21 protein-coding genes are annotated in these 15,609 nt (G+C 35.0%); 4 read left to right on the forward strand and 17 right to left on the reverse strand.

The window, feature by feature from the left end; all coding sequences use genetic code 11:
- Positions 1–35: 35 nt before the first annotated feature.
- Positions 36–539, reverse strand: a complete 504-nt coding sequence (locus tag AC4PID_RS00085; protein WP_492133543.1) for a hypothetical protein — start codon at positions 537–539, stop codon at positions 36–38.
- 255 nt (positions 540–794) lie between these two features.
- Here AC4PID_RS00085 and AC4PID_RS00090 point away from each other — a divergent pair, with 255 nt between their 5' ends.
- The 4 genes from AC4PID_RS00090 to AC4PID_RS00105 all read left to right on the forward strand — a co-directional run bounded on the left by AC4PID_RS00090 (position 795) and on the right by AC4PID_RS00105 (position 3,190).
- Complete coding sequence (locus AC4PID_RS00090; RefSeq protein WP_492133544.1) at positions 795–1,796, forward strand: aminopeptidase; 1,002 nt, start codon at positions 795–797, stop codon at positions 1,794–1,796.
- Positions 1,797–1,848: 52 nt separating this feature from the next.
- On the forward strand, positions 1,849–2,241 hold the full coding sequence (locus AC4PID_RS00095; RefSeq protein WP_492133545.1) for a hypothetical protein: 393 nt from the start codon (positions 1,849–1,851) through the stop codon (positions 2,239–2,241).
- Positions 2,241–2,810, forward strand: a complete 570-nt coding sequence (locus tag AC4PID_RS00100) for a DUF2087 domain-containing protein (RefSeq protein ID WP_492133546.1) — start codon at positions 2,241–2,243, stop codon at positions 2,808–2,810. The genes AC4PID_RS00095 and AC4PID_RS00100 overlap by 1 nt, the downstream gene beginning before the upstream one ends.
- An 80-nt stretch (positions 2,811–2,890) precedes the next feature.
- A complete protein-coding gene (locus tag AC4PID_RS00105) occupies positions 2,891–3,190 on the forward strand; it encodes a hypothetical protein (RefSeq protein WP_492133547.1) in 300 nt (99 codons plus the stop codon).
- Between the two features lie 64 nt (positions 3,191–3,254).
- On the opposite strand, the gene AC4PID_RS00110 is transcribed toward AC4PID_RS00105, so the two are convergent.
- From AC4PID_RS00110 to AC4PID_RS00185, 16 genes are all read right to left on the reverse strand, one after another.
- Positions 3,255–3,734 (reverse strand): pyridoxamine 5'-phosphate oxidase family protein, encoded by a 480-nt coding sequence (locus tag AC4PID_RS00110; RefSeq protein WP_492133548.1) that lies wholly within the window; start codon positions 3,732–3,734, stop codon positions 3,255–3,257.
- A gap of 1 nt (position 3,735) precedes the next feature.
- The gene (locus AC4PID_RS00115; RefSeq protein ID WP_492133549.1) at positions 3,736–4,149 is read right to left on the reverse strand and encodes a hypothetical protein; all 414 of its coding nucleotides are present in this window, start codon (positions 4,147–4,149) and stop codon (positions 3,736–3,738) included.
- A 172-nt stretch (positions 4,150–4,321) separates the two neighbouring features.
- Entirely contained in the window at positions 4,322–4,735 is a 414-nt protein-coding gene (locus AC4PID_RS00120; protein WP_492133550.1) for a GreA/GreB family elongation factor, read from the reverse strand.
- Between the two features lie 169 nt (positions 4,736–4,904).
- Entirely contained in the window at positions 4,905–5,495 is a 591-nt protein-coding gene (locus tag AC4PID_RS00125; RefSeq protein ID WP_492133551.1) for a hypothetical protein, read from the reverse strand.
- 154 nt (positions 5,496–5,649) lie between these two features.
- Positions 5,650–7,449, reverse strand: coding sequence for an ABC transporter ATP-binding protein (locus AC4PID_RS00130; protein WP_492133552.1), 1,800 nt, complete (start codon positions 7,447–7,449; stop codon positions 5,650–5,652).
- On the reverse strand, positions 7,449–9,263 hold the full coding sequence (locus AC4PID_RS00135) for an ABC transporter ATP-binding protein (RefSeq protein WP_492133553.1): 1,815 nt from the start codon (positions 9,261–9,263) through the stop codon (positions 7,449–7,451). Before AC4PID_RS00135 ends, AC4PID_RS00130 begins: the two co-directional genes overlap by 1 nt.
- Positions 9,264–9,483: 220 nt before the next feature.
- Positions 9,484–10,035 (reverse strand): hypothetical protein, encoded by a 552-nt coding sequence (locus AC4PID_RS00140; RefSeq protein ID WP_492133554.1) that lies wholly within the window; start codon positions 10,033–10,035, stop codon positions 9,484–9,486.
- A gap of 9 nt (positions 10,036–10,044) precedes the next feature.
- A complete protein-coding gene (locus AC4PID_RS00145; protein WP_492133555.1) occupies positions 10,045–10,251 on the reverse strand; it encodes a hypothetical protein in 207 nt (68 codons plus the stop codon).
- Between the two features lie 8 nt (positions 10,252–10,259).
- Complete coding sequence (locus AC4PID_RS00150) at positions 10,260–10,814, reverse strand: YkvA family protein (RefSeq protein WP_492133556.1); 555 nt, start codon at positions 10,812–10,814, stop codon at positions 10,260–10,262.
- On the reverse strand, positions 10,777–11,655 hold the full coding sequence (locus AC4PID_RS00155; protein WP_492133557.1) for an aminoglycoside 6-adenylyltransferase: 879 nt from the start codon (positions 11,653–11,655) through the stop codon (positions 10,777–10,779). Before AC4PID_RS00155 ends, AC4PID_RS00150 begins: the two co-directional genes overlap by 38 nt.
- Positions 11,597–12,322, reverse strand: a complete 726-nt coding sequence (locus AC4PID_RS00160) for a nucleotidyltransferase domain-containing protein (RefSeq protein ID WP_492133558.1) — start codon at positions 12,320–12,322, stop codon at positions 11,597–11,599. The genes AC4PID_RS00155 and AC4PID_RS00160 overlap by 59 nt, the downstream gene beginning before the upstream one ends.
- The gene (locus tag AC4PID_RS00165) at positions 12,304–12,900 is read right to left on the reverse strand and encodes a hypothetical protein (protein ID WP_492133559.1); all 597 of its coding nucleotides are present in this window, start codon (positions 12,898–12,900) and stop codon (positions 12,304–12,306) included. Before AC4PID_RS00165 ends, AC4PID_RS00160 begins: the two co-directional genes overlap by 19 nt.
- Before the next feature lie 9 nt (positions 12,901–12,909).
- A complete protein-coding gene (locus tag AC4PID_RS00170) occupies positions 12,910–13,827 on the reverse strand; it encodes a hypothetical protein (RefSeq protein ID WP_492133560.1) in 918 nt (305 codons plus the stop codon).
- Positions 13,828–13,893: 66 nt separating this feature from the next.
- Positions 13,894–14,709: a hypothetical protein gene (locus AC4PID_RS00175; protein ID WP_492133561.1), complete on the reverse strand. Its 816-nt coding sequence runs from the start codon at positions 14,707–14,709 to the stop codon at positions 13,894–13,896.
- A gap of 73 nt (positions 14,710–14,782) precedes the next feature.
- The gene (locus AC4PID_RS00180) at positions 14,783–15,085 is read right to left on the reverse strand and encodes a hypothetical protein (RefSeq protein WP_492133562.1); all 303 of its coding nucleotides are present in this window, start codon (positions 15,083–15,085) and stop codon (positions 14,783–14,785) included.
- 22 nt (positions 15,086–15,107) lie between these two features.
- Complete coding sequence (locus AC4PID_RS00185; RefSeq protein ID WP_492133563.1) at positions 15,108–15,566, reverse strand: hypothetical protein; 459 nt, start codon at positions 15,564–15,566, stop codon at positions 15,108–15,110.
- Between the last annotated feature and the right edge of the window lie 43 nt (positions 15,567–15,609).

Raw genomic sequence — 15,609 nt, forward strand, 5'->3', positions numbered from 1 at the left:
TTCTTAATTGAATAACAATAAGACTTATATAAATATTAACCTGCTAAAAGTAAATATAGACCATTAATTAGGATTACTAGCACTAAAGCTACTATAGCAACCATTAGCAAATAGCTTCTAATTTGCTCCCTTTTAATCTGAAAATAATCTAATGAAGTTTTATAATTTAAAAATACGATAATTACAATTGATAACAGTATCCTTATGGCATATTGTGAAATAATCAATTGATTGTTAAGATATTGAATTGCAATAACAGTAGCAATATCATTAAAAATGTTATACACCAAGTAAAAATTTGCTAGGACATAGCCTCTTACATGACCAGATAGCAAATCAATACCAGCAAAAAGTGTTACAAAGCTAATGACTGTCGATGTTCCAAAAACAAGTATTGCTGCCAAGGTACCGCTTTCTGTATTAATCGAACCAGAAACAAGATTTGAAGCAAGTGTTAGCAATCCCATCCCTGCCCCTAAAATGTATAGTGCTGCTAAAACCGTAATACCAATCGGTCTGTTTTTAACCTTTTCTTTCATAGTGCCACCCTTCATAAATTAATCATTATAGTTTTCTTTATTGTATCATAAACATCCTTTAAAAAGTGACGTTTGACTCAAAACTAAGACGAAATGCTTTGATACTTTTTCAATTTTGTCACTCACAAAACAACCCATCGAACATTTTGTTTCGATGTGCATCAAATTAAATTTGACAAGTTTCACATTCTTTGTTAACATCTATTTAGATTGTCATCAAATCAAATTTCAAATTACTGATTTACAGGAGGCAAAATGAATATACTAACACTTAAAACACTCTCTCAAATAGCGACACAAATTGATCTGCCTCAGACAAATTCTTTGGTGATTCAATTTTGGGCAACACATAAAGAACCATTGCTCTACGAACACCTAGAAAAAGCTTTTACTTCAAGAGGCATCTCAACTTGCTTCATTGACTTTTCACTAGAATCTATCAATTCCAAAACACAATATGGTACATTCGATTTATCTGATGCTGAAAAGACTTTTATAGCTTCTTCTGAAACCATTTTAGACGTTATGGCTGTAACGCCACAGCAAGTAATGCAACTTCTATCAGAAGTACAACAAGCCGCATTTAGGCCTTTTATCCGATCACACTTTAGTGAAATAATGCGTTCTCAAAAACCACTTTTACAATTACGACTTCCCACAGAGTCGTTTGCAGAAATGGCTGAAATGTCACTTGAAGCATATGAAACGCTATGGCATGAGCTTTCTAATATCGATTACGAGCTTTTAAAAAATGAGTGTATGAGTGAAATCAAGAGATTATCACAAACACAATCCGTCATCATTAAGAGCGGCAAAGAAGGTTCTCTTTCACTTTCCTATCAAGGGCGTGAATGGCATTCTGACCATGGAAATGGTGATTTCCCTGCTGGTGAAGTTTACATTGCTGTTTTGGAAGATAGCGCAAACGGTGACTTTATTACCGGTAAAATTAAATGGGACGGCACTTGGTATGATCAGGCACTTTTATCATTTTGTAATGGTAGATTAATTCACTCAGAACCCAAAGCAATCTATGAGCAATTGAAAGCCATTGATCCCTCTGCACTTGTGATTGCTGAGTTTGGCATTGGTCTCAATCCAAAAGCAACCAGTTATACTGGGTATGCACTTTTTGATGAAAAGCAAGCGGGAACCTGCCATATCGCCCTCGGTATGAATCAATACTTTGGTGGTGCAAATGACGCTCCAGTTCATTTTGATTTTATTACGACACCAAGTGCGTTAAACTACAAATAAAAATTGTAAAAAAACGATAACCTTGCAGAAAGCTGTAAAAAAGGAGAAAATAATGGAAAGTAAAATAGAATATTATATATCATATCTTAAGGTCTTAATAGACGATAAAAAAAATGAGATTATGTCTTTAACCCAGGAACAAAGATTTGATGAAGCCAATCATGCTAAAATACAACTAAATGTCTTAGAGATTTTTGAAAAAATGTTTTCGATTAGTTATCAGAAAGCAAAACCTTTGATACAATCTGATGAAGAAAAGGCAATGGAAGTACTTTCAAGTACTTATCTCAATTACTTCGACAAAATCCCTCAAAACTGGCTGATCAACTTGGAAAAGAGCATTCAATATCATGATATAGAAACAGAGCATATAGAAAAACTTAAGATCAGCCAAGCCAATACCATTAAAAAGCACTTTATTGAAGTCATGCAAAAGGAGGCGTAATGAACGAACTTTCCCCTGAACAATTGGTTAAGCTCTTTAAAGCTTTAGCAGATCAATCTCGCGTGAAGATTTTGGCAACATTACTCGAAGAACCAAAGTACGTCGAGCTGATAGCCGAACGTTTAGCTTTAACGCCTTCTACTGTTTCCTTTCACTTAAAGAAGCTGGAAGAGGTCGGACTTGTGGAAAAGAAAAAAGATCAATATTACATCGTTTACTCCATCCGACTCGACCTGTTAGAATTACCACTCATCGAGCTACTTGAAGCATCACAGCCGATGATTGATTCTGATGAACAGCGAGAACAAGCTTATCGTTCAAACGTTCTAAAGCAGTTTATAAAATACGATCAGCTGATTTCTATTCCCGTTCAAAGAAAAAAACGCAGAATCATCTTAGAACACATCGTCCAATCCTTTATGCCTAATACTGAGTACCCAGAGAAAGAAGTGAATCGAATGCTTTCTCTCTATCATGAGGATTTCGCTTTACTTCGTCGTTCTCTAATTGAAGAACAACTCATGGAGCGCAAGGATGGTATTTATCAAAGAGTAAAAAACCACACATAATCAAAACTACTTTTTAAGATTGATTGCTTTTTTCTAAAGTTGTACAATAGATAAGGAATGAATACACAAGGAGAATGATTATGCTAAATATGTTCATTAAGTCTATGCAATTAGATGAAGAAAAAAGAATTGTTGTGGTCATACAAGATGCCATCGCTGAGTACTTTTTAAAAGACGAGTCAAAAAAAATGTTGAAGGACATGGCTCAAAAATCTTTAGGTGATGCTTTTATTAAACTTGAGGTTGCAAAAACCAGCTTCAGAGTAACAGTAACTGAAGGCACAGAAGAAGAAAGCATGAAAATTATCGAAGCGGAAATTATGAAAGCGATTGAAATGGCAATGTCTTTCATGTCTCAAATGAATCCAGACAAACAATAATAGCCTAAAACAAAAGGTGCATTCTGTTACAAACAGAGGCACCTTATTTTTTTAGCTTTATTTTTTAAACAGTTAATACGATATCAAATTCAAATGGAAAGCATTCGGCTACTTTTCTTACATAATCCACTTTATAGCCTTGCCCGTCTTTATAAAAAAATCCCTGATCCAATTCAACCTTCACATAGCACATATTCGGATCTGATTCGTTGTTATGTTTAAAATACCAAGGCTCAAAAGCCTCAATCAACTTTTCTCTAATGTCCAAATTTTTGGGGTCAAGCGGATGACCTATATTAGAGGCGATACCAGAAAAACTATAATTCATAAAAGTTAATGCTACATTTGGATTTCCTTCAATTTCATGTACTTTTCTCGATTTACCATATGTAACAATGTAAAAGCAGCCTTCATCATAGAAAGTATCAACAAATCGGACTGAAGGGATGTTATTTGCCGCCGTTGCCAGTGCAAATTGATAATCTTTAGCAAACAATTGCTGCATCACCTCTTGTGCCATTTTATAAGTATCACTATTTATCATCTTATACCTCCTGCTTGTATTCATGGAAAATGCGTTTCGGTGCTTTTACAATTAAGTAGCCATCTTCTGACTGATGCGTTTTAATCAAAATCTCTCGTCTTGCCATTAATTTTATAAATGAAATATCGTACTCAGCATAGTTGGTATCATCCGTTATTAGTTTCGCTCGAAACTTTACTAAGGTTTTTAGCCATGCATCAGAAGTCAGCTCTGCTCGTGTCATAACCTGTGTCTCAACTGCATTCCATAAAGTTAGGTTGAGTGAAAAAACAAGTGATAATACAACAATTTCAAACCAATCACTATTTAACTCATATATGTAATCTATAGATCCTGATACAACAACTCGGATAATGCTATATAATAGGGCAATCACAATAAAATTACTTATGTATGACTTGATTTTCTCAAACATTTTTCACTCCTTTTTTGAAGCTATGACATTAGATGACTAACTCGGACTTTCTTACTATCTTAAGTCTAGCACAATTTCCAAAATATGAGATTAAAATTCCATTAATTCTGAGTGATTCAAATAAACAAAGCCTTTGCGTGAAATAATATATTCACGCAAGGGCTTCTACCAATCACGAATATTTAATTTTCAAAATCTTATATTGAATGATACCTTGAGGCGTTTCTACCTCTACTGGCTCATTTTTTGCTTTTAGCAAAAGCGCTTTTCCTATTGGAGATAAATAAGAGGCAGCTTCTAAGTCACCTAGCGCAACTTCATCGCTAGGTGATACGATCTTGAAGTCCATGCGTTCTCCATCTTCTATTGATTCTACTGTAACCGTTGAACGAATCAATACAACTGGTAGGTTTGATAAATCATCCAACTGATGACGATGTTTCTTCACCTGCTCCGAATAAGCGCGCATCTTCTCTTCATAGGCACTCTTTTCCATTTGATTCTTTCTAAAAAATTTTTCACTCACTTCTAGCAAATCCTGCTCCAACCAGCTTAAATGCTGCTGCAACAACACATGACCAGACATACTCATCCTCCTTTTAAGGGTCTATTTTTTTTATACATTTAATGGAAGTCCCATTAAAATGCAACAAGGCATCCCGCTTTCACGGAATGCCTATCATAACCATATCATGGAAAAGATGATAATACAAGTCAATAAAAATATGTATTCTAGAAACAATATGTATCCAAAATCAGTTAACCATTTTCTTGATCACTGAGTCTCTCCACTCATCATAAGTTAAATCTGATTTTTCTTCAATGGTTTTACCATCTATCGTATAAACCTGACTTCCTAATAACATAATTCCTTGATGACACACTAGGCTGTAGCCACCTAATACTTGATCCTCACATTTTACAATATAGACTCTTGTCATGTTGGGATAGATCACTTTAAACCGATAGGTTAAACCACTCTTTATCGTCTCATAAAGCCGCTTTATACTGCTGTCTAGTGGATGATTGGTTACCAAGTAACCTTCAACTGTAAGTGGCTTGTCTAATAAATTTTCATAGTTCAAATCAATTAATGCAAGTTTTTTTATGTCATTAAACGAGACCGTGCCACGATGATAGTAAATTTGACTACTACCTATGTATTCCAAAACATTATATCCCTTTTCCTCTAAAAAAACTTTAGCAATTTTGTTATTTTCATTTAACGTTTCTTGATTGCCTTCCGGAATTGCATTGAACTTGTAAAAACCTACAACTATTGCGACGCATGTAAGGCAAGTAAGCAAAAGAACAACCCCTTTTAAGCGTTTATTCTTAACTTTCAATCTGATCACCACCCTCTTGCACATAAAATTTTACATACAAAAGTCTACCCGAAACGGGTAGACTTTGAAGCTTTTATTAATTAATCCATTATATTATTTTTCAAGCTTAATAAATGTTTTTTTCCCAAACGTTGGTCCAAAATACTTAAATGTATTATGTTGTATAAAAAACAGCCTGTGCATTGAACAATTTTTCGTAGACGTTGCCATGATCTTTAATGAGTTCATCGTGATGACCGGATTGTATGATTTTACCTTCTTGAAAAACCAAAACGCGATCACAGAAACGGCAGCTTGAAAGACGATGAGAAATGTATATCGCTGTTCTGTTTTGAACCAGCTGATCGAACTTCATATAAATATCGTACTCGGCAATTGGATCGAGTGCTGCGGTTGGCTCATCCAAAATCACAATTGGCGCTGCTTTATATAACGCACGGGCAATGGTAAGCTTTTGTGACTGACCTCCCGAAAACTTCGTCGCCGACTTGTCATAGCTTTTATCTAACAGGGTATCGACTTTATTGGGTAGCACTTGCAAATCGTCCCACATCCCTACTTCTTTTAAAATACGCACCAGTTTTTCATCAGCTTCAGAGGATTCATTTTTAATCTTACTTGTCACATTTTCTTCTACAGTCAATCCTAAAAGCTTATAATCCTGGAAAACAGCTGAGATCAGCGACATATATTGCTCATATTTGATATCTTGAATATCCATACCATTTAACGTTATTTTCCCAGAAGAAGGCTTATACAATCGCGTCAGTAGTTTGACAAAAGTTGTCTTGCCTGCACCATTTAAACCAATAATCGATATTTTTTCATTAGGTTTAATTTTTACAGAAATATTCGACAAGGTATTCTCTGACGCTCTTGGATATTTGAAACTAACATCGTGAAATTCAATCGTATAGTTACCAGTTAGTTCAACATCTTGATCACCTGTCATATCTGAAGTTGGAATTTCTTCATAGGCGACGAGGAGTTGAAGCTGATGACTAATCCGATAAGCTTCCATAAAGCTACTTACAAAGTTATTTAAGCTTGCACTAAACTTTCCAACAGCACCAGCATAAAGCATGAAATTTCCCACCGTAACAAAGCCCTTTAGTGCTCTATAAACCAAAAATGCATAAATGGCTACCATCTGAATCTGTGCATTAACATTGACCAATCCATTTAGGCGACTTATTCCGCCATAAACCTTAATATAGATTTTATTGGTCTGCAAATTAACGCGATCCATTTTATCCAGTATCATTCTAAAGCTTTTATATAACCTGATATCCTTTGCGATCTCCAGATCGCCAGATTGATTGATATAGTAGACAAACTCTCGGTTCGCATTCACCGATTCAGTAGACTCCTTATAGTAAAGTGCTTGAATTTTTTTGAAGATAAAGCTATTGATCCAAACCACTACGATGACTAGCAGAAGCACCCATGGGCTAAATGTCCATATGAGTACAGATAGTGACAAAATTAAAAACGACTCGTTGACAATTTTTGAAAGTGCATTTACCATGCCAAACATCAGACCATGATTTCTAACTGCAAATAGAGCACGTTCCTTTAAATTTAAGACATCTGGATCTTCAACATTTTCAAAATCCAAATCCACTGTTTTAGAAGAAATATAACGTTCGAATGCATTGTTAAATTGATCTGTCTGTAGATCACATCGTGCTTGCAGGATTTTTTCAAAAATACCAAATATAAAATTCAAGCCTGCAATTGTAATAATCATTCCCACTAGTAGCTCAGTTCTCTGTGCGCCCATCAACTCATCGACGATGAATTTAGGACCAAAAATAAAAATAAGAGGTCTAAGCGTTTTAAATAATGATAACCCCAACAGGGTTAAACTGTATTTTGGTGCTAATTGATGCACTAATTTGGTGAAATATTTGAACACTTGTAAGGTTGTATGTTTCGTTTCACTTGGTTTCATTATGCGCTCACCTCCGACTGAGTTTGATAATACTGTGCTTGAAGGTTGAACATATGTGCATATTTTCCTTTAAGTGCCATGAGTTCAGAGTGAGAACCCGATTCGATAATCTTACCATCTTCGATAAAAATAACTTTATCACAAAATTTCGTACTTGAAAGACGATGTGAAATAAAGATCGCAGTTCTGTTGCCAATCATATCATTGAAGCTTTCATATATGTCCTTTTCAGCGATTGGGTCTAAAGCGGATGTCGGTTCGTCTAATATAACGATTGGTCCATTTTTATAGAGTGCTCTTGCAAGTGCTAACTTTTGATTTTCGCCACCTGAAAGCTCTATGCCATCGTCATAAATGACTTTTAGAAGTTCTGTATCGATAGACTTCCCTAATGTTTTAACCTTATTCTCAAGTCCAGAACGTTTTAAAGCATCCCATACCATAGCTTCATCAGGTGATTCACATGAAGCTATATTTTCTGCGATACTAGCTGCAAGAGGCTTGATTTCCTGATAGACAACTGAAAACAATTTATAATGCTCTGTAAGTGGTACTCGAGATATGTCCGTTCCAGAAATGTGAATCTCGCCTGAGTTTGGGCGATAAAGTCCCGTTAATAGTTTAATTAAGCTTGTCTTTCCGGCACCGTTTGTTCCGACAATTGCCAGTTTTTGTCCTGCAGGTATTTCTAAGGTAAGCTTATCAAACACAGCCTTCTCACTGTCAGGATATTTAAAACAAATGTCTTTAAAGCAAATATCATGACGCTCGCCTTTTGGCGCTTCAAGTGGTTCAGCCAAAACAGCATTCCCATCGATTTCCATGTAGTCTCGATAATCATCTACATATCTAGCTGCAAGTCTAAGCAAAGTCACTTGTCGCATCAGCTCTTGCATCCATACAGCAAAGCCACTTATTGTACCTGTATAGAGGATGAAGTCACCAAAGGTTAATCTCCCATTTAATGTTAAGTAAGTAATATAGCCATAGACGATCCCATCTCTTAATAAAACTAAAACCGTATCTAATAGCTCTACTTTTAAAAATTCTTTATAAATCGTTTTCTGTATTGCTTCTGTCTTACGGTTAAAATACAACATTTTCTGTAAGAGCATCTCTTTAAGCTGGTAGATTCGAATGTCTTTACCAAACTCAAAATCCGTCATAATTCTTGCTAAATATCTAAACTTTCTCTCATCCGGTCTAAGTTCATCTTCTTTTGAATGTTGGAACTTATTGGCTTTGTCCTTTCTTCTGTAAATAATAGTCACACTAAATAATAAATAAATTAAAACCAAAGGATTAAGACTAAAAATAATCCCTAAATAGCCAATGAATCCAAGTAAATAACCAACGATTGAGAAGGTGTTTTGCATGACGCCACCCATCCCAAATTGAGGGTTACTGGTCGTCCATTTCGCTCTATGTAATGCATTTTGAGTATCAACATTTTCTACGTGATGGTAGTCAAGTTGCATCGCTTTTCCATGCAATTCTAACCCGAAGAGCATTCTAGTTCTCGCCATTTTCATTCGATAGACGCCAATACATGCCTCTTTTGTAAAATAGACAATTGATGCCACGATCAAAGTAATTAGCAAAATCGTAATAATGTAGTTTGTGGATTGTTTTGTCGAAACCGCATCAATAATTAGCTTAGGAACCACCACCCATATAAATGGTGCAATTGCAACTGCTATAGAGTTTACTAAAGTTAACCACATTGATTCTGGTTGCCACTTAAACATATGCTGTAATGTAAATACGATGTTGTTCATTAAGCTGCGTTTGTCCTTATTCTCTTTATTGGACATCTGTATCCCCCTTGATTGATTTTCTAATTTACTTTTTTATATATACTATATATTTTAAAATAACTATAATGATTAATTGTTTAAATTTAATAACTTTTATTTTTAGATATATAATATATTTATATATATATTTTAAAATACTATATATTTAAATATATTATTTGTTTATTGCAATAAATATGAAGTAACAAATTAATCATAGTCAATTTAAAGTGCTCAATTATTTATCCCCATATAAATAATTGTAGGTCTTTTCTTCGAGATCATAAAAGGGTTGAAAGAATGTTAAATCTGGCGCACTCCCTCCGAGACCACTTTTTTTATAAAACTCATTTGTACTTTCATAAAAGTAACCCTTATTAAGTGATTTTAAGTTAACGAGATCCGTTTCCGTAAGCTTATTATGAGATGCAAGATTACGCATTTCACTTAAATATCGGTTTGTGAACTCCAAAGTAATGTCTATCCTATAATCAAAACTAGATAAACTCTCTATAATCGATTGCGTCTGATCAACGATGTTATATGTATGGTCTAATGTCTCATAAAGATCGGACTGATCGGTTAACGACTTTTCTCCTTTACTGTAGGCATTCGCCGAGAGAAATAATGTGTTTAACTCTTCCGTTAATATCCTACTTACACTACTATGAATTTTCGCAATGGCTCGTTCCCCTTCTTGTGAATCTATTCTGAGAAAATTATAAGCCGCAAAAGCAAATAACAAAAGGAATAGTGACATAGAAAACATAAGCCGTTTGTTTTTCATCATACTAGCCTCCTAGTTCTTCTTACCGAAAACCAACTCTTCTCCCAGCTCAGATATAGCCATCACGATTGCCCCTGCTAAGTAGATAATTGCAAATGGTATATAACTCATGATTTTTAGCATTAAATCATATTGATTTCTATAAACCAAATGGCTGCCAATTACAGTAAAAATCACACCTCCTACAATAACAGCTAATCCTTTAAATATTGATTTCATAATATACCTCACTTTTTGTTTTTTCTTCCCAATTGCAACAAGCGATAGGGCTTTTTAACATAATTATTAAAGAAATTTTTCCCCTTCTCTACCTCTCCTAAAATCTTTTGAATGACCGACATCAACTGCGTGTTCCCTTTCCAATATCGCATAAGAACAGCGGGTGGCACATCATTAAAATAAGAGTTTAGGGTTGTGGCTACAACAAACAGGTCGTCAGCATAACCCGTTGGGCCAAGTATATCCGGTATAAAATCTATCGGCAACATAAAATATAGAAGCGCATAAGCCGCCTTTTTCTTATGAACGCCGTCTAATTTTGGGTCAAAGGTCAATTGCCACATGAGATAAAATAGGTCTGGAGCAAAAAAGATAACCTCGCCCAGCCCCTTCGGTATCTTTTTATCCTTTAACCAGCTCAAGGTTTTGACTCTTAAATCCGCATAAAAGGAAGCGGAATCTTGATTGACTTCCGCTATAGCCGTCACATCTAAAGCCTCTTCATCGCCTAACGCTTTAACCTTGCTATTCACTTTTTGATGGTTTAACCATTTCATTTTCATACACACTCTCTCTTATCTGCTTTGACATCATATGATAAAACGCCTCATGCTTCATGTTTAACGCATAATTCAATATAAGTTCATCTATAAATGCCAAAATCTGAACCACTCCGTTATGCAAGTCACTTGGCCCAATACCATCCATAATCGCACTAAATTTTTCATGTTCATCATCTGAAAGATACTGAGAAAGACGTTTCATCCCTAACTTACCATTCTGCGGATCTTTGACCGCTCTTAAAATCAAGGATAAAGTACCCATCATATGACTTGCCAGCCTTGAAGCCCATATCAAATCTTTGCGATTATAAGCAGCATCAAACTCCAAAAGATTAAATGTCAACTCGTCTAAAAGCTGTTCGATGCTTTCAGTATCAATATAAAAACCTTCATTTTGATAATCTCTAAGCATTTGAGTGGGATCATAAAGCGATTTAACTTCACCAGTGCGAACAAGCGATTTTTCTGTCACCGTATAAAGATCAAAATGTAGCCCATCTTCAAATACTGCAACGATTTGTGGTGCCACAAAATTTACCTCTTCTATAAAGACCATACTTTTATACTTTTCTAAATGCATTAAACGCCTATGTAAAAAATCATGCATAAGCGTTTCAGTTACCATACAATATAAATCTACATCTGAATATTCATCATCCTGCTCTTTCGCAATAGAACCTTTTAAAAAGACCGCTATCACAGCAGGATCTTCAATCAGTGACTTTACAATTTTATCGATGCTTTCCCTTTGGCGATGTCCCGCTATCATTCTAGCTCCCTCACTAAAACTTGATTTTCTCTTCAGCATAATAATTGCTTGTATCTGGATTACCAAGTCCATTTAAAACCTCACGACATAAAGCTTCCCATGCTGTCTTTTTTTCAGATGCGTGTATCGGCGCTTCTAGAAACACTTTTAATAGGACTGCAAATTCAGGCGCTATCTGACGCATTTCAGTGTAGCCATGCTTTGCGTAGACAGGCATTTTAATGAGATATTTTACTGCAATATCACAAAGTATTTTAATTTGAGAGTTTGTAAAAAACAAGAAATCCTCATATGCGCCTGCATCAAACAAATCGATACCATCAAAGTAGACGGTTTCCACATAGAAAGCAAAATCAATTTTTTGACTATCATTTAATCTAAAATCATAGGCAGCTTTTTTTTCAATTGCTTTCTCTTGTATCCGCTTCAGTTGATGATTGGGATCTACTAATATTTTTGCATCTGAATAAATTCTAACCGACGTCATATCTTTCTCTAAACGGTCAAAGTATTTCCACTCTGGAGAAATAAAATACTCGAACTCTTGATCTTCAAAGAACATACGACCTCTTGCTGAGAAAGCATCATCAGCGCCTAACAAAAAGATATCTATGTCGGAATGTTCTTGCATTTGCTGAGTCACATATGACCCAGTTACCATAGCGCCGACAACTTGATGCTTTTCCTTCATCAGCTCTATAAATCTATCGATTTTACCACTTAATTGAGAATAATCCAATTTTGTTTACCCCTTTCTTTGGAAACAGTTGTTTCGTTCTTCTGAATTTCATCCACCTTGGCGACAGCATTCTGTTCACTCTCTTTTTTGATCTTCAAACAACTTGGCTTGATGTAATGATCTAAATCAAACATCAGCTTTAAATCGGCTGTCGACAAAGCGCTTAAATTCACTTCTTTTATAGCCACCTCGTCTATCAGTTCATCTTTCCAAATATACCAAAGTTCAATATCAGAAATTTTATTTTTATGAAACTGCTCCTGTATATACTGAACTAACTTGAGTGCTCTTTCTTCATTATACCGCCAAGAAAGCTCTGCGATATAAGGTTTACTGGTATAATAAGGTCCATAGCTATGCTGAATATCAATTTCACAATCGATTGTAATTTCATCGAAATCACTTTCATCATCCACCAAAATGACGACTTTGGCATCAGGATCAACCTCTGCGCCAATCAAAAGCTCTGGTACTTCAAGATTTTTCTCAATTAAGTCATTGATGGAATAGTAGCAAATTAGATCATTTTTCACTTCTGTCAATGGCGCATCCGATGCAAAGAAAAAGAATTGACTCATAATGCCTCCCTATAACGAACCTTTACTTATGTATATTTCCCAAAAATTCTCTTTGCTCAGTGACCACAACTTTTCTATATCAACATCAATAACGGAACCGAACACTTCATAAAAAATAGTATTTCCAAAAATATATGAAGCATAAAAATCTGGATTCATCTCTCTAAAAAATAGTCGATCATTCGGAATGACTCTAGGATCATATTGAGCCCATTCAAGTTCTGTGTTATAGCCTAGATTATAAAAATAATGTTCTATGTTGAATTGCTTAAACATCATATAATCTGAAAAATAAGTTGCGAGTCCCTCATAATAGATGTTATCTGAAAAGCGATAAGAAAGATTATCAAAATCTACTGTTTTAAGATGTGCGAACTCATGTGTCAATATTTCATATACGGCATATTCATTGTCTTTCAAAAGGTTAGGGTTAACCCAAATGATTATTGAATCATTCGACAAAGTAACCCCATAATTTGAAATACCACTCGGCAGCAACATTACATTGATCTTATCTACATCAAATTGCATACATAGATCAGTAAGATATAATACAACCTTTTCCCTAACTTTCTGATTTAATATAGACTCGTTAATGCGATCAAGACCACTATAACTAAAGGTAAACGGATCTTGCTCTAATAGCGTCTGAACCGACGATATAACTATATCGTTATCCTTACAGTGTTCATCTAAGAAGTCCAATAACGTCCTACCTACTGTTTCGTTATAGTACTCATCAACACCAAATGGATCCTTGGCTGTCTTTTCGTACAACGTCAAAATTTGATCGCTGGGATAAATCAAAGCAATAGTGGGTTGATGTGTCTCTGAAGCTGTAAATATTAAAAAAGTGCCTATAAATAGTCCGATTAGCATGAATCTCTTAAATCGTATTATACATAACGCTTTTACGTTTTTCATCATTATAGCCCCTCATAATTAAGCTACATATTATGCTTATTGAGAACTTTAGATCATCAAATAAGCCAACTATCTTTTTATAAGAGTCCCAAACGTTTCAATATGATCAGTACTGTAGACGCTTCCATCTTCATAAAAAATTCGGATAGCATCAATCCACTCACCTTGATACGCTCTTTGTAAAAAGGATTCCTGAAGTGTCGTCATCGTCATCGCACTGCCTAAAGAACCTTGAAAGTATTGATATTTCCAAGTTAATGCATCACCATACCGATCGTCTTCACCAAGCATGATCTCAGCGATTTTCATACCATCAACCTCTTGTATGCGGTCTACTGTAACGGGTAAACCAAATACATTAACGCTTAGCTCTTCAGCAATGCGATCAATTTTATCCTTTATGGTTAGGGTTTTATCTACTAAAAATGGATATCGCTCTATCGGTTCATAGGTATCACCATCAATCGTGTAAATTGATATGATCTCTTTTGTACCATCGTTTACTGATGCTTGATACAATGTAACGTTTTGAATGTTTTCAAGCTGTCTAACGGTTGAAGATACTTTAAAGGCATCGACTTCCATCTGATGTGCTACCTTATCTGTTTCTATATTATAATTATTATTCCAAAGTACTGAAGACTCTAATTGAGCAACTCGCACCTCTAAAGTCATATCTTGATCCCCATATTTAACGAGTTGATCTTCTAATGTGCTAATACTTTGAGTTAACATATCGTATCGATTTTGAATTGAGGTTTCTTGTGCTTTTAACTCTGATTTCATATGTATTGAAAATGCTATAAGAAAAATAACTAACATTATGTTGGTGATTAAAAGTATTCTACTATACTGCTCTAAAGAAAATTTTAACTTTTTCAGCATTATTACCTCCAGTAATAATTAAATTTATTTTGATTTGTATCTAACGCTTTCTTTTCCACTGAGTCACTTCCATTTAAACTTCGTTCTCAGAATCCTCTTGCTTTAGTCGCCCCATTAAAATCGCTATTAACAGATAGAGGGGAAATGTCAAAGCACCATAGATTGAAAACTGGACGGTATTCCAAACAAATAGTAAAACCACTGTTATTAGAAGTGCTGGAATACCGGTCATTTCAATATTGCCTATAATTGTTGATATTGAACCCTCATTAAACTGCTGTATCACTAAAACAACTGAGAATACGATACTGATAACAATAGCAAGGCGAATAACATAGTTAAAATAGCCTTTAAAAAGTCTTTTAACTTGAATCAATTTTATACACCCTCCTAACTTACTACTTCACTAAGGTCTTTATATCCTTAACAAGCTCACCTAGTTCAGTAATTATAGCCAACTGATCCTTTGATTCAATGACAATATGTGACAGCTTCATCACGTTCTCTGTGGGTTGATCTGCAAGACAAATGCGTTGTTTAGTGCCTGCCATAGCAGTTGGCCAACCGTTTTCCCCAACGAGAAGCCAATTCATTTTTTTCTGCAAATCAAGCGCACGATCATATATTTCTCTCATCCAATCGATGCGATTAATTTCAATTTCTGTAGGGACGGGTTGCTCTGCTAATCTATTAATATCTCTCTCGTCTGATAAAGTATCCAATAAGAGGAACACTTTTTCAAAAAAAGAGTCTGCTTGTGTGCTGATTAACGTAAAATCCTTTTTGCTACGTATCATCTTTACAAGCTCTTCTTGATAAAAAGCAATTTCATGATATCTTATGATCCATTCAGGCATCAACCACCTCCTAGTAACGGTTCATTCTATTCCATTACTATAT

This window comes from Fusibacter sp. QWL-12, assembly GCF_058683495.1.